The organism is Bartonella sp. AU55XJBT (assembly GCF_028618525.1).
This window is the reverse complement of record NZ_JAQITC010000002.1, coordinates 1-19208: the sequence shown is the minus strand read 5'-3', so window position 1 is coordinate 19208 and position 19208 is coordinate 1. Positions and strand designations below refer to the sequence as shown.

Annotated in this window: 19 protein-coding genes, 1 tRNA gene and 3 pseudogenes; 10 read left to right on the top strand and 13 right to left on the bottom strand. The window is 36.5% G+C overall.

Features of this window, described 5'->3' with window-relative positions; translation table 11 throughout:
- Window positions 1-4: 4 nt before the first annotated feature.
- Both PVV70_RS01315 and PVV70_RS01310 read right to left on the bottom strand, forming a co-directional pair.
- On the bottom strand, window positions 5-988 hold the full coding sequence (locus PVV70_RS01315) for a carboxypeptidase regulatory-like domain-containing protein (protein WP_273757768.1): 984 nt from the start codon (window positions 986-988) through the stop codon (window positions 5-7).
- Between the two features lie 40 nt (window positions 989-1028).
- Window positions 1029-1352: an iron-sulfur cluster assembly accessory protein gene (locus PVV70_RS01310; protein WP_273757625.1), complete on the bottom strand. Its 324-nt coding sequence runs from the start codon at window positions 1350-1352 to the stop codon at window positions 1029-1031.
- A 110-nt stretch (window positions 1353-1462) separates the two neighbouring features.
- On the opposite strand from PVV70_RS01310, the gene PVV70_RS01305 reads away from it, so the two are divergent.
- The 3 genes from PVV70_RS01305 to PVV70_RS01295 all read left to right on the top strand — a co-directional run bounded on the left by PVV70_RS01305 (window position 1463) and on the right by PVV70_RS01295 (window position 7117).
- The gene (locus PVV70_RS01305; RefSeq protein WP_273757624.1) at window positions 1463-2665 is read left to right on the top strand and encodes a deoxyguanosinetriphosphate triphosphohydrolase; all 1203 of its coding nucleotides are present in this window, start codon (window positions 1463-1465) and stop codon (window positions 2663-2665) included.
- A 30-nt stretch (window positions 2666-2695) separates the two neighbouring features.
- Window positions 2696-4453 carry an arginine--tRNA ligase gene (gene argS / locus PVV70_RS01300; protein ID WP_273757623.1) on the top strand — a complete coding sequence of 586 codons (1758 nt, stop codon included), beginning with the start codon at window positions 2696-2698 and terminating at the stop codon, window positions 4451-4453.
- Window positions 4454-4606: 153 nt separating this feature from the next.
- On the top strand, window positions 4607-7117 hold the full coding sequence (locus tag PVV70_RS01295; RefSeq protein ID WP_273757622.1) for an SPOR domain-containing protein: 2511 nt from the start codon (window positions 4607-4609) through the stop codon (window positions 7115-7117).
- A 184-nt stretch (window positions 7118-7301) separates the two neighbouring features.
- Here PVV70_RS01295 and PVV70_RS01290 read toward each other — a convergent pair whose 3' ends face one another.
- Window positions 7302-7577 carry a hypothetical protein gene (locus PVV70_RS01290; protein ID WP_273757621.1) on the bottom strand — a complete coding sequence of 92 codons (276 nt, stop codon included), beginning with the start codon at window positions 7575-7577 and terminating at the stop codon, window positions 7302-7304.
- Between the two features lie 309 nt (window positions 7578-7886).
- Between PVV70_RS01290 and PVV70_RS01285 the strand changes: the two genes are divergently transcribed.
- Window positions 7887-8993 carry a branched-chain amino acid aminotransferase gene (locus PVV70_RS01285; protein WP_273757620.1) on the top strand — a complete coding sequence of 369 codons (1107 nt, stop codon included), beginning with the start codon at window positions 7887-7889 and terminating at the stop codon, window positions 8991-8993.
- A gap of 116 nt (window positions 8994-9109) precedes the next feature.
- On the opposite strand, the gene glpX is transcribed toward PVV70_RS01285, so the two are convergent.
- Window positions 9110-10096, bottom strand: coding sequence for a class II fructose-bisphosphatase (gene glpX, locus PVV70_RS01280; protein ID WP_273757619.1), 987 nt, complete (start codon window positions 10094-10096; stop codon window positions 9110-9112).
- A 135-nt stretch (window positions 10097-10231) separates the two neighbouring features.
- Window positions 10232-11548: a homoserine dehydrogenase gene (locus tag PVV70_RS01275; RefSeq protein WP_273757618.1), complete on the bottom strand. Its 1317-nt coding sequence runs from the start codon at window positions 11546-11548 to the stop codon at window positions 10232-10234.
- 1267 nt (window positions 11549-12815) lie between these two features.
- Here PVV70_RS01275 and PVV70_RS01270 point away from each other — a divergent pair.
- Window positions 12816-12890, top strand: a tRNA-Glu gene (locus tag PVV70_RS01270).
- 43 nt (window positions 12891-12933) lie between these two features.
- On the opposite strand, the gene PVV70_RS01265 is transcribed toward PVV70_RS01270, so the two are convergent.
- The 6 genes and pseudogenes from PVV70_RS01265 to PVV70_RS01240 form a co-directional block, all read right to left on the bottom strand.
- A complete protein-coding gene (locus tag PVV70_RS01265) occupies window positions 12934-13359 on the bottom strand; it encodes a helix-turn-helix domain-containing protein (protein ID WP_273757617.1) in 426 nt (141 codons plus the stop codon).
- Window positions 13360-13456: 97 nt separating this feature from the next.
- Entirely contained in the window at window positions 13457-13888 is a 432-nt protein-coding gene (locus PVV70_RS01260) for a hypothetical protein (RefSeq protein WP_273757616.1), read from the bottom strand.
- A gap of 9 nt (window positions 13889-13897) precedes the next feature.
- Window positions 13898-14116 (bottom strand): hypothetical protein, encoded by a 219-nt coding sequence (locus tag PVV70_RS01255; RefSeq protein WP_273757615.1) that lies wholly within the window; start codon window positions 14114-14116, stop codon window positions 13898-13900.
- A 207-nt stretch (window positions 14117-14323) separates the two neighbouring features.
- Window positions 14324-14661 (bottom strand): annotated as a pseudogene (locus tag PVV70_RS01250) (hypothetical protein).
- Between the two features lie 34 nt (window positions 14662-14695).
- Window positions 14696-15184, bottom strand: coding sequence for a hypothetical protein (locus PVV70_RS01245; protein ID WP_273757614.1), 489 nt, complete (start codon window positions 15182-15184; stop codon window positions 14696-14698).
- Between the two features lie 46 nt (window positions 15185-15230).
- A complete protein-coding gene (locus PVV70_RS01240) occupies window positions 15231-15458 on the bottom strand; it encodes a hypothetical protein (protein WP_273757613.1) in 228 nt (75 codons plus the stop codon).
- Between the two features lie 20 nt (window positions 15459-15478).
- Here PVV70_RS01240 and ssb point away from each other — a divergent pair.
- Together ssb and PVV70_RS01230 are read left to right on the top strand one after the other, a co-directional pair.
- Window positions 15479-15769, top strand: a pseudogene (gene ssb / locus PVV70_RS01235) (single-stranded DNA-binding protein); the annotation flags it as partial.
- 10 nt (window positions 15770-15779) lie between these two features.
- Complete coding sequence (locus tag PVV70_RS01230) at window positions 15780-16322, top strand: hypothetical protein (protein ID WP_273757612.1); 543 nt, start codon at window positions 15780-15782, stop codon at window positions 16320-16322.
- 3 nt (window positions 16323-16325) lie between these two features.
- Here PVV70_RS01230 and PVV70_RS01225 read toward each other — a convergent pair whose 3' ends face one another.
- A complete protein-coding gene (locus PVV70_RS01225; protein ID WP_273757611.1) occupies window positions 16326-16748 on the bottom strand; it encodes a type II toxin-antitoxin system HicB family antitoxin in 423 nt (140 codons plus the stop codon).
- 20 nt (window positions 16749-16768) lie between these two features.
- Window positions 16769-16951 carry a type II toxin-antitoxin system HicA family toxin gene (locus tag PVV70_RS01220; protein ID WP_038473319.1) on the bottom strand — a complete coding sequence of 61 codons (183 nt, stop codon included), beginning with the start codon at window positions 16949-16951 and terminating at the stop codon, window positions 16769-16771.
- Between the two features lie 352 nt (window positions 16952-17303).
- On the opposite strand from PVV70_RS01220, the pseudogene PVV70_RS01215 reads away from it, so the two are divergent.
- From PVV70_RS01215 to PVV70_RS01205, 3 genes and pseudogenes are all read left to right on the top strand, one after another.
- Window positions 17304-17632 (top strand): annotated as a pseudogene (locus tag PVV70_RS01215) (hypothetical protein).
- Window positions 17629-18207 carry a hypothetical protein gene (locus PVV70_RS01210; protein WP_273757610.1) on the top strand — a complete coding sequence of 193 codons (579 nt, stop codon included), beginning with the start codon at window positions 17629-17631 and terminating at the stop codon, window positions 18205-18207. Before PVV70_RS01215 ends, PVV70_RS01210 begins: the two are co-directional and overlap by 4 nt.
- Window positions 18208-18792: 585 nt before the next feature.
- A partial coding sequence (locus tag PVV70_RS01205) for an antA/AntB antirepressor family protein (protein WP_273757609.1) occupies window positions 18793-19208 on the top strand: 416 nt, incomplete at its 3' end.

Below are 19208 nucleotides of genomic sequence, written 5' to 3'. Positions count from 1 at the left end.
ACGATCAATCCATATCTTCATCAATTCGTTGCAGATTTTGTTCATTCGCCACCACACTTATATCTTCATCATGACCAGAAACGACAGAAAAAACCTTTTGATAAATTCTATCTTTATTTTTAGCAATTGCAATATACTCTCCCTCTGCTAACACGAGTGAAACATAAGCACCAACAGTTTCATAAACGATATCACCAGAATCATTGGCAAGAGACCAACTTGTATCTGCAAGCGCTTCCCCTCCTTCTTGTCGTACCAGCTTTAAAACAATCTGAGCTGCCTGATGTTCAAGGGTAACTTCCGTTATTTTACCAGCCTCCACTTGAATATCCGAACGTGCCGTCGCATTAATGGAACCATAATGGGAAGCAACATGGTAGCGGCCCGCCTTTAAACGCACAACTGATTGAGGTTTAACATTTGATAAAATCACCCCCGTATCATCATTTTCTTTTTCATCCTCATAGATCGTGAAACGGAGTTCCTTTTCATTGATGATACCATTGAGCAGCGTCGCATTTAAAATAAGACCACCAGCCTCAAGGTAAAAGTTTTTCACAAGACTTTGCCCATTTTCCAGACGAATATGACGCACAACACTCATATGACCAAATGAGACATGAACAAGATAACTTCCTGGCTCTAAATCAAAATGTGCACTTCCCCCCTTATAGGTTGCCACTAATGGTAATTTATTATCAATCCCTAGAATAGGGGCATAAACCCGCCAGACAAGCCCCTTATCAATATCTTGACGGCTATTTGTTAATCGAGCATTCAAAATAAGTTGTGCCTGAGATGCTAAGTTCTCTTTTTCCTGCTCTTTTGACTTTATAATAAAACTCCGTGATTGTCCCTGCTGCTGATCTACTCCTTCTTCACAAAAAGCACAGTGGCTCCAGATCAATAAAGTGAGCACCACGCCTAACCGCACACATCGGTGCATTATTTTTATAAGACTATCCATTTTTACATTGTTGACCAACATGATATTTTTTTCAAGAAACAATATCACAATGCCCCCACTCTCAAATTGAAAAACTTACACCACAACCACACGATGAAACAGCATTGGGATTATGGATTTGAAAAGACTGCTCCATAAGATCATCAACAAAATCAATCTCAGCTCCTTCCATGAAAGGAAGTGAGAGTGAATCAATAAGTACAGTTGCCCCATCTTTTTTGAGAACAAGGTCATCTTTACACATTTCAGAAACCAAATCATATTTATAAGAAAAACCAGAACATCCACCGCCTTCGACAGAAATACGTAATGCGATTTTATCGGGTTCACGCAAAAGTATCTGTACAATTTGCTTAGCAGCAGCATCTGAAATTTTCACTTTCATTTTATATATCCTTGCATTAAGCCATCAAGAAAGAGTATCCCATTATTATAAAGAGAAGTTTATTCATCATAAACCACCCTCAATTTTAAGATGATAATGGACAGCTTGCAATGGATATAGGCACGATCAACTTCAATTACCAATCTCGAGCCGTCTACAGTGCTCATCCGCAAACAAGCCGTGGTCGATTATTCCATGAAACGATGGGCTCTACACGCTCACCCTTTCAACGAGATAGAGATCGTATTATCCACTCTAATGCATTTCGACGTCTTAAACATAAAACGCAAGTGTTTATTGCTGATGAAAGCGACCATTATCGTACCCGCCTCACCCATTCCATAGAGGTTTCTCAAATTGCACGAACATTAGCCCGTGCCCTATGTGTTGATGAAGATCTTGCCGAAGCCATTGCCCTTGTTCACGACTTTGGACACACGCCTTTTGGTCATGCAGGAGAAGAGGCTCTCAATGAAGTCATGGCTCATTATGGTGGCTTCGACCATAATGCACAAGCTTTACGCATTGTTACAAAACTAGAACAGCGCTATGCAAATTTTGATGGACTGAACCTTACATGGGAAACTCTCGAAGGACTTGTCAAGCATAATGGTCCCCTTTTAGGTTCTTATGCTAAAAATAAAGAGGTTCCTAGCGATATTTTACAATACAATGCAAAGCATGATCTTGCACTCGATTGTTTTGCAGGACTAGAAGCGCAATGTGCCGCAATTGCAGATGATATCGCATACAATGCCCATGATATTGATGATGGTTTACGGTCACAATTTTTAACACTCGATCAATTTGAAAACGTTTCACTAACAGCAGCAATATTAAAAGATATAACAGATGAGCATCCCCACCTCGACCAAGCACGATGCGGTTACACACTTGTACGAAGACAAATAACAACCATGGTTGAAGATGTTATCAAACAATCACAAGAAAACTTAGCACATATCAAACCAACCAGCATAAGCGATATTTACCAAGCAAAACAAACTATTGTTACCTTTTCACCGTTAATGAGCGTTTACGAAAAAGAATTAAAAAACTTTCTTTTTAAAAATCTTTATTACCACGAACAAGTTCTTAGTCGTCGCAATGCAGCAAAATGCATTGTACAAAAATTATTCAATTGTTATTATGAAAATCCAGATACAATGCCTGAAAGTTGGTGCAAAAAAGCAGTGCACTTAAAAAATCAAGAGTTAGCACGTCTGATTGCTGACTTTCTTTCAGGGATGACTGATCACTATGCTTTACGTGAATATCACCGTTTATTTGACCATACAGATCATTTCGTTTAATGGCTTTTAGCATCATCATGGAAGCTCAATATGAATATCTTTAAAAACTTCGAAAAAAAAATTAAAAAATCAATTGAATTATCTGATATAAAAGGAAAAAATAGAGAAGATCTCGATTTAACAAAAATCACTGTTGATCCCCCACGTGATTCCTCCCATGGTCATTTATCAACCAATGCTGCTATGGTGCTTGCAAAATCTATTGGGATGGGGCCCCGTGCTCTTGCCGATAAAATCATAGAACTGCTTAAAAATGATTCCTCTATTGAGAATATTGATGTTGCCGGTCCTGGTTTTATCAACATCAAACTTACAAAATTATTTTGGCAAGATGCTATAAAGTCCATGCTTGAATTAGGACTTTCTTATGGTCGCATGCCTATGGGACAGGGAAAACGCGTCAATGTTGAATATGTCTCAGCAAATCCGACGGGTCCTATGCATGTAGGGCACTGTCGCGGAGCTGTGGTGGGAGATGTTCTCTCCAATTTGCTGCAATTTACGGGCTATAACATCACGAAAGAATATTATATCAATGATGCTGGTCAACAAATCGAAGTTCTCGCTCACTCCGTACTGTTGCGCTATCGTGAAGCTCTTGGACAAAAAATTAATGAAATTCCAGAGGGGCTCTATCCTGGAGAGTACTTGATACCATTAGGTCGATCGTTGGCTCAAGAGTTTGGTGACCAACTCCTCACCATGGATAAAGATGAAGCCTTATCTATCGTGAAAGAACGGGCGATTCAGGCAATGATGTCCATGATTCGCGAAGATTTGGCAACTCTTAATATTTATCATGATATCTTTTTCTCTGAGCGAATGCTTTACGCAGATAATGCCCGTGCTATTCGTAACACCATTAACGACCTCACTTTAAATGGTTATATCTACAAAGGAAAGCTTCCCCCTCCCAAAGGACAAAATATAGAAGATTGGGAACCAAGCGAACAAACTTTGTTTCGTTCAACAAATGTTGGTGATGACCAAGACCGTGTTTTGATTAAATCTGATGGTTCTTACACTTATTTTGCTGCTGATGTTGCTTATTTTCGGGATAAATTTAATCGTCATTTTGATGAAATGATTTATATCCTAGGCGCAGACCATGCTGGCTATATAAAGCGGCTAGAAGCCATGGCAAAAGCAATTTCTGGAGATAAAGCCAAATTAAGTGTTTTCTTATGTCAATTGGTAAAACTCTTTCGTAATGGTCAACCTGTACGCATGTCAAAAAGAGCAGGATCATTTGTCACTCTAAGAGATGTTGTCGAGGAAGTTGGTCGTGATCCAGTGCGTTTTATGATGCTATACCGCAAATGTGAAGCGCCTCTTGATTTTGATTTTGCAAAAGTAACAGAACAATCAAAAGATAACCCCATCTTTTACGTACAATATGCAAATGCACGTTGTCACTCAGTCTTTCGTCAAGCACAAGAAGTGCTTCATATTGAAAGCTTTTCAAAGGACACATTGATTCTCCATCTTCATCGACTAACAGATGACAATGAAATATTATTAATACGCAAACTTTCTGAATATCCGCGTATCATTGAACAAGCGGTCATTCATAAAGAACCCCATCGATTAGCATTTTATCTTTATGATCTTGCCTCCTGCTTTCACACCCATTGGAATAAAGGGAGCGAAAATCTCAATTTACGCTTTATTCAGCCTAATGATAAAGAGTTATCCTTTGCAAGATTGGGCTTGATACAAGCTGTTATCAATATTTTATCATCAGGACTTAGCATCATAGGAGTCGAAGCCCCCATAGAAATGCGTTGAAAAAGTTCTATAAATACATACAATAGGTACTTTATTGGTAAACTTTTTCATGTATCCTTGCATGAGAGGGGGAAAATTTGTAATTTTAAAATATAACAAACCAAAACTAACCATTGATTGCACGTCAGTGCAAATCATTATGTGAGAAAAGCTATGAGCGATAACGATCGCAAAAATCCGCACGAAATAAAACAAGATCATGAACACCATGATCCTTTAGAAAGACTTACGCGCATTTTTAATCCAACCAAACAAAGCGGAAACCAAAATGAGCACTCTTCTTTAGAGACAGATCGCTCGACATCTCATTCCAAAACATCATCTTCTGATGATTTTGATTTGTCCTTCCTAGAAGAAGAACTTGAAAACAATTTAACATACGACTTACCGTTTGATGATCAAAAAAAACAATGGAACTTGCATGCAACCAGCAACGCAACAGCCTCAGATATTGCACAAACTGGTTCTTTCAACCATTCAAAACAAAATAATTTATCTGAAGAAAAATATTCTTCACCGACCAGTCATGATGAAGAACAAATTTTAGACGCGCTTTCTCCATTACCAATCCAAAAGAATCAGTTGTCTCAACAGAAAAAAACAGCAACACGCACTCATCCTTTTTTTGAAAAAAAGAATTTTATCTCACAATCAGAATCAGAAAATTTCTTTTCTCATGAATCTGAAAAACGCGAAAATGAAAGAGATGAGACAGAGACTGTTGAAAGAACCAATTGTTTTTCACAAACAACTTCACAACAGCCTGAGACTTCGAATATACAAAAAACTTATGATGACAATCAAAACTTCTATGATCCTTCCATAAACCATCCCTATAAAATTTCAGCAAACCAAGAAAATTGGACTCAAGAAGATTATACGGATGTCTCCTCTTCTTCAAAAACAAATGAGTTTTTCTCATCTTCCGACCTTGTGTCGGAAAAACAAAACACGCCAAAAAATCAAACAACAAATGACTTCTCTTCTCCTTTGGATTCTACACACGTTGACAGACAATCTTATTTAAAGGAATCTTTACAAGAACATCATACAATCAATTATCCCTATTTTTTTGAAGAAAATCCCTCACAACAAGAAACGTATAGCGAAAAAGTTCCAACATATAATGAGGCTCAAACCCCATACATCAATAAGGCTGAAAATGTCTCTAACCCAAACAGAGAAATTTCATATAACCAAAATAATTTAGATGCGTTTCTTTCCTCATCAGAACCTCTTAATACAAAACAAACAGAGAGCTTTTTTGCCCATAACTATACACACAGAGATACTCCCCCTCCCAATGTTGATACTTATAAGTTTTCCGAAGAAATCGTAGAAAAAACTGGTCCTATTATGGTTCCAGAAGTCCCATATGAAGCCCCAGAATACGATGTACCAACAGGTGTCCTGGAAGAAGAATTTGCGGATGTGCTCAATGTAGGCAATGTTCCAAAAGATGATTTTTCTCAAAAACAACCGAAAAGTGAATCTTTCAATGAAATTTTTCATCAAGCTATGCAGAGTTCAAAAGAAGGGGGGTATATAAACTCTAAAGAACAGAATGCTGACTATTTTTCTGCTGCCAATATGGAATATAATTCTCCCTCTTTTAGTGAGAATTCACCCTACACAAACTCAGATGAAATCCTCGCGCATCCCTCAGCGCCTCCTCCCTTAAAAAGTCCTATTTTGGGTAAAATTTTCATCAAAGGTATTTTTCTTCTTATTTTAATAGCCGTGGGGTTTGCTGGTTATTCTCATTTTTTTATGCCATCACAGAAAGATAAAGAAGCGGTCATTATCCACGCTGATAATACACCTTTTAAATTCAAACCAGAAACAACTGAAACAAAAAACGATGTTGCTCATAATTTAGATGTCTATAAACAAACAACTGGACAAAATGAGAAACAAGAAAATACACAACAATTTCTTATTGATAACTCTGAACAACCTGAAAATTTAGAGGAATTAAACTCAGAAGAATCTCCAAACTTTTCATCATCTTCTTCAACTGAATCTGATGTTGAAGATGCCGTCACACAAGCCATCAATCATACTATTCCAACGCGAGAAGTACAAACCGTTATTGTCAATCAAGATGGTACAGTGACACTCGCTCCCGCGCATCAAACAGAGAGCAAACCTGCTGCTCAATCTGCAGAAACCATTGATCAAATTCCTGACGAGTTTCAAGGAGCATCCGTTGTTTCTTCGCATGATTCCGAGAGAAACGACCAAGAAAGTGATCATGATCTCAAAAATAATATTGATAAAATAATCGCTGAAAATACTTCTAATGCCAGTATTGAAGAAAAATTTATCCCAATTCCATCTCATGCAGAGAGAAATGCAGAAGTCGAAACGCACACCGCCACTCGTCCCACATCACCAAACAGAGTTGCACCACAAAATTCAGAGGGTTATTATGTACAACTTTCCTCTCAACCAACGCATGAGTTAGCTAGAGATTCTTTGAAAAAGATGAAATCTAAATTTGGATTCATTATCGGGTCCCGTCCTTTAAATATTCAGCCGGCTTTTATATCAGGAAAAGGAACCTATTACCGTGTTCGTATTCAAACGCAGAACCGTAATGAAGCCATAATCCTTTGTGAAACTATTAAAAATTCTGGTGGAAGTTGCTTCATCACGCGTTAAACCAATCATGTAACGGTTGTTAAAACCGTTACATGATTTAGTTCAATAGCATCGAATGAGATTTATCGAAAACTTCAGAAATTGGAATCATTCTCAATCTTTTTCGCTGATGTATTTACGCTGACTTTATTTTTTAATCTTCGTCAGTTTTCGCTTTATTTAAAAGATTATGTTTACAAAAAAATCACTGCGTACTCTTATAGGTATAAGGTACAGGAGGGGATGAATTTAAATCTTTTTGGGGCGTTGTTATGCTCTGGTTTGTTTCTGGTGTATTATAATGTGAACTATGTTCAGGAGATTTTGCAAAAAAAGATCCTAAAAAACCAAAAATAAACCAGATAATAAACAGCGCGAGAAGAATAGCAAAAATACCTTTAGCAATTGAAACACGCTGTTCACGATCTTTTCTTTCTTCAGCCATACGTTCTTCATATGTGTGATAATTTTTATCAATCATAGTGGATTTCCTTTTCTCGATTCCCTTACCTTTAAATTTCTAGAAAATATGCATATATGAAATGATGCAGATACTTATTTTGAGAAAACGATAAAGAGAGATAAAGGTTCCAGATACCTTCATAAAGATGGAAAAAAGAGCCGAGAATAGAATTAAAATATCGACCACAGCCTTTGAGTTCTATAATAAAACTCTTTGAGTTCTACAATAAAACATTGACACAAAGGATTTGCTAATAATAGAGTTATAATCAAAATATCTCATTATTTTTATTAATAAAAAATAAAACATTCTCAAAAGGTTTTTCTTATGAAATCTCCCCTATCGTCATTTCCCTTTAAAATAGAAAAGCACCCGTCACCTTTGTCAGAAGAAAAACGTGAAGAAATTCTAAGAAATCCTGGTTTTGGTCAATTTTTTACAGATCATATGTGTACTATTCAATGGACAGAAGACAAAGGCTGGCATAACGCCGCTATTTCTCAATACAAAACTTTAGAAATTAACCCCGCAAGTACTGTCTTGCATTATGGACAGGAAATTTTTGAAGGTTTAAAAGCATATCGTGCAAAAGATGGACGCATCTTGCTCTTCCGTCCTGATGCCAATGCACAAAGATTTATAGAGTCAGGAAAACGGTTAGCCATGCCAGAATTACCAAAAGATATTTTTCTGGATGCCGTTCATCAACTCGTCAAAATTGATCAAAAGTGGGTTTCTGATCATCCCAACGCGAGTCTCTATATTCGTCCATTTATGTTTGGCAATGAAACCTTTTTGGGTGTTCGCCCTTCTCAAGAATATCTTTTTTGTATCATAGCCTCTCCAGTTGAATCCTATTTTAAAGGAGAAGAAAAACCTGTCAGCGTCTGGATTGAAACAGAGTATAGTCGAGCCGGTCCAGGAGGAACAGGTGCTGCCAAATGTGGTGGAAACTATGCAGCAAGCTTACTCGCACAAAAAACTGCAACTGAAAACAATTGTAGCCAAGTGCTCTTCCTTGATATGGTTGAACAGAAATGGATTGAAGAACTTGGGGGTATGAATGTCTGTTTCATTATGGACAATAATACACTCCTAACCCCTCCCCTTAATGGAACGATCCTTCCGGGAATAACACGTCATTCAATTTTACAGTTGGCTCAACAAATGGGATTAAAGATAGAAGAGCGTCCTTATTCTTTTGCATCGCTTCAAGAAGATGCAAAGAGTGGACACCTTAAAGAAGTTTTTGCTTGTGGTACAGCTGCCGTTGTCACATCAATCGGCCGTTTTAGATATAAAGGGGGAGAATTTATTATCGGAAATGAAACAGTTGGAGAAGTCACAAAGCAACTTCGCACACAATTAGTTAATCTTCAAAAAGGGAATATAGAAGATAAAAATGGCTGGGTTTATTCTGTCCAGCTTTCATAATAAGTCGATATTCCCATATCTATAAAGGCTTCCATGAAGATATATCGACCTTCATGGAAGTGTACACACTAAAAATAATCTCTCTATTTTTCTAAGGATGACAAGAAAGAAAATACTTAATCAAATTTCGAATCGTCTCTATGCTGTGTTTTAATATTACGAACTGTGCCCGTATGGGAACGCATTACAAGAGTTTCCGTTTGAATATAGCGAGGCGTGAATTTAACACCAGAAAGCATATTACCATCTGTCACCCCTGTCGCTGAGAACAAAACATCACCTTTTGCCATTTCTTCCATTGTATAAACTTTATTAGGATCACTAATCCCCATTTTGGCTGCACGAGCAATTTTCTCTTCTGTATCAAACAACAGACGACCTTGCATCTGTCCTCCAATGCAGCGTAAAGCAGCAGACGCTAAAACACCCTCTGGAGCTCCACCAATCCCCATATAGAGATCAATACCTGTTTCTTCTGGATCAGTTGTATCAATAACAGCAGCAACATCTCCATCACCAATCAAGCGAATCGACGCTCCTGTCGCTCGCACTTGATCAATCAATTTTTCATGACGAGGTCTATCCATAATACAAACAGTAATCTGATCAACAGCCACTCCTTTAGCCTTTGCAAGAGCGTGAATATTATCGGTAGGACAAGCATCTATATCCACCACTCCCTTTGGATAACCAGGACCAATAGCAATTTTGTTCATATAAACATCAGGAGCATAAAGGAGGTTCCCCTTTTCAGCAATGGCAACCACTGCCAAAGAATTGGCAAGATTTTTAGCACAAAGTGTCGTTCCTTCCAGTGGATCAAGCGCAATATCGATCGCCAGTCCATTTTGAAGACCTACTTTTTCTCCAATATAAAGCATAGGTGCTTCATCCCGCTCACCTTCACCAATCACCACTGTACCCTCAATAGGCAATCGATTAAGTTCCCGCCGCATTGCATCTACAGCAGCTTGATCCGCAGCCTTTTCATCGCCACGTCCGCGCCAGCGCGCAGCAGCAACAGCAGCACGTTCAGTGACACGTACCAATTCAAGAGTCAAAATACGATCAAGTCCATTTGAAATCTTCTGAGTTGTGAGCATATGAAAAAATCCTACCGAATAAATACCAGGAAAAATATGAGTCCTTAATTAAGCTCTAAGAATAAGCTTTTGGCAAAGATGAAAACTTTTCACAAGAGATAAAAGTATTCCAGCTTGTCTTATCAAAATAGGTTATCAATTCTCTGCCATACGTTCAATACGAATGAATTGAGATTTTGCAACAAGATGTCCATCTTTTTCAATTTCTGCAAGTGCCTGTCGTACATTTACTTCTGTTGTTTCATGCGTGATTAAAATAATCGTTTTTTCAATCTGATTTTCTACAAAAGGTCTTTGAACAATCGACTCTAATGAAATGTGATTATCAGCCATATGTCTTGCAACCGCGGCAAAAACACCAGCACGATCATGAACATTTAAACGTATAAAATAGCCCCCTGCATGATTTGAAATGCGTGCTTTTTTATGAGGAGTAAGCTCTAAAGCTGGACGTCTTAAAACAGGTGCATAGTGAAAACCAGAACTTGCTTTTGCTATATCAGCTAAATCACCAATAACAGCTGATGCTGTTGCCATTCCTCCAGCGCCAGGACCAGAAAACAGTAATTCACCTAATAAATCACTTTGAATAGAAAGAGCATTGGTTACACCATTGATCTGTGCAATCATTGAAGATGTTGGGACCATTGTCGGGTGAACGCGTTGCTCTATTCCGGAATCCGTTTTTAAAGCAACCCCTAAAAGCTTAATTCGATACCCCAATTCATCAGCCGCCCGAATATCAATTTGCGAAATATTATGAATTCCTTCAACATAAACATCATCTAACGAAACAGCCGTTCCAAATGCCAAACTTGTCAACAAAGCTAATTTATGAGCCGTATCATTTCCCTGAATATCAAAAGTTGGATCTGCTTCAGCATAACCCAGTCTCTGTGCATCTGCTAAACACTCTCTGAATGAAAGACCTTCTGTAAACATGCGTGTTAATATATAATTACAGGTTCCATTGAGAATACCATAAATCCGCGATATGTGATTACCGACAAGTGATTCTCTCATCGCTTTAATAACAGGGATTCCCCCTGCGACAGCTGCTTCAAAATGAAGAAAAACACCTTTTTGTTCTGCAATTATAGCCAGTTCTACTCCATGTCGAGCAAGAAGAGCTTTATTGGCTGTCACAACATGATGTCCTGCCTCAAGTGCCCTCTTAACAGCAGTATACACAATATCCAATTCACCACCAATTAACTCGACAAAAACATCGATCTCATCAGAGGAAGCCATCTCCATAGGTGAATCAAACCATCTTATATTACTGAGATCAATTCCACGATTACGGCCTTTATCGCGCGCACTAACAGCAACAACTTGGATGAATCGTCCACATTGACAAGCTAAACTATTTACTTTTTCGCTTAGAGCTCGAACAACTGAAGTACCAACCGTACCAAGTCCTGCAACGCCAACTTTTAAAGTTTCTGCCATTATCTAACCACTGATCCCTATCTTTATTGAAAAATCGTTTAAACGATGTGCCTTCGACACAAAGAATGCTTATATCCCTCAGGACAAAAGAAATCCCCCTGCTCTTTTCACTCTATTTTTTCTAATAGAATTATCCCCGCTTGTTCAATCAAAATCCCTAAAAATACAAATATTTATTTTCTTTTATTTATTTTTTCAAAGATTTCATAACCTTTATAAAAAATTTAATTCAAAATGAAAATCTGCAAAACGGATAAATGCAAGTTTCCTTTTAAAATTTCCTTATTTTAAAAAAAGAATACTGAAAACTTAGTAAAAAACAAAAACACAACTCTTCTAAATTAACAAGTATTAAACAAAAAACATTCTTTCATATGATACGTAAAGAGAATGGACAAAATAAAGTAGATTAATACATAATACCACATTCTTTCCTCCATTATATAGCTTAAAGTCATTCTTTAATACAAAAATCTTAACGCTCTCATATATCAAAACAAAACCTTACAAAAGTAAAAAGCAAAAACTCATGTGTGTACAGCATAACTCTGAAATATTATAAATATTGAGAATAAATTTGCAAAATTCGAATATTTTATCTCAACTTATTGGCACTATTTTGAAAAACGAACGAATTGAAATGACAAGAACCTCAATAAATCTCCTTTATCTGTATCTGTGCTGACTCACTTTCAAATAAAAAACTTTCTAAAGATGTGAGAGAACAAATAAAAAGCCTTTATTTTTTTTACAGCCATGTAAAAATAAAGTTAAGAAAAACAATTTGTAAAATATAAAGAAAACTTTTTATGTGATTCGTATATTTTATTTATTAACTAGCTCATAAATATTGGCTTTCTCCTTCATAAATTATATGGCTTTGCTTTATGATAAGCTCAAATAAGTAGCCTTCCTATATAAGGTCTCACGCAAGCAAGTTAAAGAATATTTACATGTATAAGCATGAAACAAAGATGAATAAAATATGCAAAAATAAATATCTTTAAAATGCTGTTATGATCATTTTTATCTATGCCTCAAACTGAAAATAAACAACAAATATCATTCACTCAATATGATATTCGCAGTAAAATTTTCTATTCATCATGATAACTCTGTATTTTTTCTACAAAAAACTTAGAAAATAAAACGATCCAAACAAAAGTCACATAAAAAATTATTCAATAAAACACACTTTTTTCAAAAAAAATGCCCCTAAGGGCTTGCGAAGTAAAAAGATCCTCTCTATAAGCCTCATCATTGGTTTGCGCCCATCGTCTAGCGGTTAGGACATCGCCCTTTCACGGCGGAAACAGGGGTTCGATTCCCCTTGGGCGTACCATTCTTCTTTTCCTTCTATATAAGATATTCATTTTACTTATGTTTTAAGAGGTAAGGGATACCCGAATAAAGTTAAGGGAATAGGGTTTGCAACATGTCTCTATAGGACGCCTGCTTTTTTTATCGAATTTCTCTAACAATTTTTTAAATTTTGTTAAGTCTTGTTGTGAAAAATTTTCTAAGTTTCTAACAAACATGCCAACAATTTCACATCTGCATGAATCAGAAGGCTTTATTGTAAAACTCTTTCGACATGCATAGGCTTCTTTTCTTAAAAGTAATGCTTCCTTTTGATCTAAACCATAAAGCTCTATGATCTTTTCTTCCATACCAACAGGTACAGATTTTTTGCCAATTTCTACAGAAGATAAAAATGATACAGATACGTCTAATTTCTTAGACATATCTAAGAGACGTTCTGAGTGATCAGCGCGAAGTTTACGTAAAATTTTACCAAAAGATGTAACCATATAAAAGGTCCTGTTAGAGAAGAAATATTCCTTCTGATTCTAACAAATCTTTTTCAAGCTTTCCTCAATTATTGTTATTGCGAATCAGAACTCCTTTTTAAGGAGAGGTTTGGATAATTTTAGAATGAAAAACCTTACGGTATTTCTTGTTTCCTAAATGAAGTGGAAAACTAAAACCGTTTACTTTTGCCACGAAATAAAAATCGTTAAAACTACCGGAACTATAGCGTTTTGCAATATAGCAATCATCAAAATCCTCCTTGAAGAAATCAGACAAATAATAATTAATCAACGCAATACGTTGTTCAATTGCGTCATCATCAGAAAAATCAATCACATCCTTCTGAAAACTAATATCTGGATTTTTTACTTTATTTTTTTTCTGATGATGATAGCTAACTATGAGAAGATTATTAAAAATTTTTTGCCATTGACGATTCATTGTTGATGTTAAGAGGCAGTCTTGTTCTAAGCTTGAATCTCCATTATGAGTTTTTAAAAATCTAATTCTATGTGGTATATCAAACATAGGTTTTCTCTAACTTTTAGCTATCCATTTTTTTAAATGTGAGAAGCTATTCCCTAATGCGTCCATGAAACGGGATAAATCAATTACAAACATAAAGACAATAAAGGCTAACCACTTCACAATACGTGACATCATCTTTAAGCCTTGATAGGTTTCTATCATCTCGTGAAGAAGCTGTCGTTCTGTTTGTGTAAGTTCTTGCTCCTCATTACTTTTCTTTCTACTCATATGGACAAGGCTTTTCATTTTCACACGAAGCTTATGAAGTGCAAAATCAAAAATCACATTTTTTAATGCAAGTAACAGGATTACTGAGTGTATTCCCTATGTCATATTGTTTCACATACAGTGTTAGATGGTTTGTTGAAGGAACAATCCCGCACAAGCATGGGGATACATGAATGTGGGGATTGTGTTTTTCATCAACAGCAAGACTTAAGGTACGCATTCATCCGCGTTTTTATACCTTTTACAATAAGGGCTGTTTAAGCGCTTCTTGACACTTCGCTTCGGAATAACAGCACTAGGCTGGCAAATGGAGAGGTCTTTATAATTGTAGCACCAATATGGACCACCGTATCTATCACGGAATCCTGATCAATAAGACTCGGCATACCACATTCTAACAGGGCTTTTCCTATCTCAGTAAAGTCTGCTCTTGGCTTCAACCACACGTATACTTCTTCTAGAGAAGGTTTATCGATATTTGATATGTCACATCCAGTTATACTTAACAGAATCAGCCCACTCAATAATTTAAACAATGTATTCATTTTTTCCTCCATAAATAACCTAAACCTAAATTATCTAAAATCGCATGAGATGCATAAATTGTTGCATTATGAGGTGTTCCATAGGTATCTTAGCATTTTTTCCCTGCATACCATAACAATTATGGGTGCTAGGTTTAAAGTCGCGTAGCGCTCCCACTTGCTCTCTTATTGCAATTGCTGGTGGAGATAATATATAGGGGAACTTCAAGGGTACCTTATAAGCTGTCGGTAGATTATGACCAATTCCTGTACCATTGGGATCAAATATATGGTTTTGTAAATAAATATGATCTTTCTTGCCATCACTCACATAATAGTGTGCATTCGCTATCGATCGAGCATGATCCGCTGGTCCATAAAGATAGATATCTGTTTTTTGGGATATACCGTGGATGCCATGCTCTTCAAAGTCACGCATTCCATTGCCTACTGTTAAGCTACGACGGCTGTGTGCATCAATATGTAATCCGTCATTGCCATAGAGAGACATTGTATTCTGAAACTTCTTGGTCGAATTGGTCAATCCAAAAAAAGTTTACCTTCCAGAAGCTTCTGAAAAACCGCTATCCCTATCTCCACTTCCCAGTCTTTAGCTTGGGGGAAATAGTAAAATACAGATGATCATGATCATTGTCAGCAAACTGGACGGCATAACGCGCGGCATCATCGGGTGAGGTAAAAATACCATTATAAAACATATGAACCTCGCCATCAGAGCCTTTTTGTAAATGCTGTTCTTCTTCTGGTTTTAAATAGTTTCCATTTTTATAGAGGACATTGCCATTTTCATCATGCACAACTTCTCCCTCAGGATGGGCATTCCGCGGTGGTTTTTAATCCACATTTGGCAAAAATCGCTCTTCAATACTTAAACAAAGGTTCAAAAGTTTATGTAGAAGGCAAATTACAAACCCGTAAATGGCAAGATAAAAATGGTATTGACCGCTTCACAACAGAGATTGTCTTGTCACAATACAAAGGTGAATTGCAGTTGCTTGATGCAAAGAAAGAGCAATCTCTTCCCTCACCCGTAACTTCTCAAAATTATGCTATCGCCTCTGGTGCCTCCAATTATAGTGCATCTCTTAATGACAGCATACCATTCTGATTGAAAAAATATGACAAAAAGAAAAAAACGAGCAAAACGTGGTCGCCCACGCATTGAAGGATGTATCAGAGAACCCAATGGGCGTATCTCACGGACAAAAATGCCTCGTGCCCCCATTGATAAATTGGCAATAGAAATGCGTGCCAAACGCTTCTGTTTGACCACAGAAGAGGCAAAAAATCCGCTTTCCGGTACCTATATCGGGCGGCTTTACTTAAAAGGAAATCTCAATCAAGATCAATATGACGCTGCACAAAAATATCTTGAAGTGAGAAATAATTACCTCTGTGAAAAAGGGTTGCCTAATGCAATTTATGATGATTTTACTCCTTCATCAAATGAAGAGGCACAACAACGGTGGATTGAAAGAGTAACTCATTGTTATGAAGAAATGAAAGGGGTTATCAAAGAAGCGCAATGTTTTTACCATCAATATAATCTTCATGCCGCATTACAATATCTTGTTATCGAAGATCAATCACTATCATATCTTGTTAGTTCGCTGTATGTTGCTCTTAATGCGCTCCATAAACATTTTACGCAAAACCAATAAGTTTCAAGCGGCATCTTGGATACTAATGGTAACTTCTTTGCCAAGAGTAATAAGAGTGGATTCTAAAGAGTCTAATTTTGTTGCGTGGTTAAAATCCAATAATCGGTCAATTTGTATTGGATTGAGTTTTAAAAGACGCGTAAGATCAGCTTTGCGTAAATTCTTTTCAACCATAGCGTTATGTATTGCAATTTTTAAAGTGACCAATGAAGATACTTCAACAAAAGGATAGGCAGTATCACGAGCCCCAAAAGGAACAACTTCTCGATCTTGGAAACGCCCCATAATAACTGTTAAAAGGGCATTTTTTGCGTGTTCCAAAGCCTCTTTTTCGTCGTTACCATAGGTAATAAATTCTTGAAAGTCTTTGGAAACGACAAGAAGAGTATCATTGTCATCTTTGATAAATTTAAGTGCATATTTCATTTACATCTCCATATTCAGACTTACCTTAGGTCAAGATCTTTAAGAATCTTTTGAACTAATCCCGTTCCTAATTCTTTCCGCGTACCATGCATAGGTAAAACGGATTTTTTAGAACCACGTTTTACAAGCAAATGGCCGCCTTTCCCTGAAGTAAAACTGCAACCATGTTTTGTAAGATATCTTTTTAATTCTTGACTGTTCATAAATATAATATAACATCTAAAATGTTTAAATACAACATAAATGTTGTTATTTGTATAAAATTAAAGATTGACTTTTAAAATACTAAGTTTTGATCAAAAAAATGAAAAAATATACAATATTTAGATTTTTCTGTTGACAATACGTGAAAAATCGTATTTAGTGGCAGTACGGCACTAGTCGTATTGTATCTAAAATTCAAAAATATCCTCTAAAATTTGATAAAATATTAAGCTTTAAAAGCAGTTTAAATTACTGTTTTTATTGATAAAATTGGCTTATCTATTTTGCATACATCAAAAGCCATTAATTGACCAATGATGTCATTAATTAATTACCTCAAAAGGAGTCAAGATGAAAGCAATCATCACCAAACCAATGTGTGTTGTTGGCGATAATAAAAGCACTATTCGTTTTGAACCATCAACTTCAAGTAATCCATTTGTGGAGGTTTCCAATCAAGTCTACCACGCCTCAAACGCGCCAATGCCGTAAAACCCTTTGTTGAAAGTAAAACAACAGCAAAATCTGAAAAGGTAATTGAACAGACTAAGCCAATCGAAAAAGAAGTTGTACAAACATCTTCTAAACTAAGAGCAGAAGAAACTTCACTTCAACAGACCGAAACACCTAAAAAAGTTTCCAAGCCATCAACACCTCCTGCTAAAAAGCATAAAAGTTGAAATTAATTATCCATCAAGGATGGTATCTTCAACAAGTAAAAGATACCTTTACCAATCTTCAAGCACCTCGCCTTAATTGGGCTTTGCGTAATGCTGTCAACACCGCAGCAAAACAAGTAGAACGATTTACTGAAAAGCAAGTTGCTGACATCTCATCAGCCCAACCAAAGCGCGTTAAAAAAGGCGTTTATATTAAAGAAAAAGCTACAGCAAAATTTCTCGAGACAGATATCACTGGTTCTGGAACACCGATCCCTCTTAAATTTTTTAAGGCAAAAGAAACAAAACGCGGTGTAACTTACAAATTGTTTGGGAAAAAACAAATCTTGCCCCATGGTTTTATTAAGGGAGGAAGTTTTCCTAAGCGAGTTGATTTAAAAATGGGAGGGAATGTGTTTCAAAGAGATGATGGAGACCAATTCCCTATTGCAAAACAAGAAGAACCATCAATTGCTAAAGTTATGTCTAAGCCAGAAATTGCAAATGCTATCGCACAATATGCCAGTGAAAGACTAACCAAAAACATACAGAGACAACTTGCTCGTCAAGAATACGCTGCCAATAAAAGAGGCTAGATCATGTTTCCAAGCTCTATCTCTATATTACATATCCTTATTGGTTTATACATTACATGTTCTTATGACAATTTTAAAAACAAATTATCACTTGCACTTTGTTATTTCCATAAAAAAACCAATAAAATCAATGCAAAAGGTACTTCCCAGCGGGTTGGCTTCGTTGCGGGGCAGGCTAGCGCGAACTATCGCTAGCAACAGAATTTGCAAATCGACTGTACATTGTACACATAAGCCATTGATAAATAACGAATTTAATGTGTACTTATATACACACTATACAATCTATAATTATTTTAAAAAATATGAAGTCACCTCTTGACAATATGTCTATTGTCGAATCAGGTGCCTAACAAACACCCAACGATAAGCGGATAGATTACCGAAATAATCTCTTCCCGCCGAAATTTAAAAACTTTGACTCATCACATGCTTTGTAGCATATAGTGATTTTGTCGGGTGTGGTTACATTATACAATACCCTTGCGGGGAAAGTGTAACGACGGACTTATCGCCGTATTTGTTAGCGCCCGGCACTCTTTTTTAGAGTGTCATTAACAAACATCTAACGATAAGGAGTTCATTATGAACACTCTTATAGAAATTAAAGAACAAGTTATTGATCAAGAGACTGTTCAAACAGTTAATGCGCGTGATTTACACGCGTTTTTAGAAATTACATCAAAGTTTGCAGACTGGATTAAAAATCGTATTAAAGAATGTAACTTTCGAGAAAATATAGACTTTATAACCGCGGTAAATTTTTACCGGGGTGGAAAAATGAAAGAATACTATCTCACGCTCGACATGGCTAAACACCTTTCGATGATAGAGCGTAATGATGAGGGGCATGAAGCACGTCAATACTTTATCAAATGTGAACGGCTTTTGAAAAAAGTAGCAACACCACAAGTTGATTACTCAAAACCCGAAGCATTACTTGGTGTTTTGAATCACTTACAAAGTCAAATTGAACAAAAAGATCATGTGATTGCAGAATT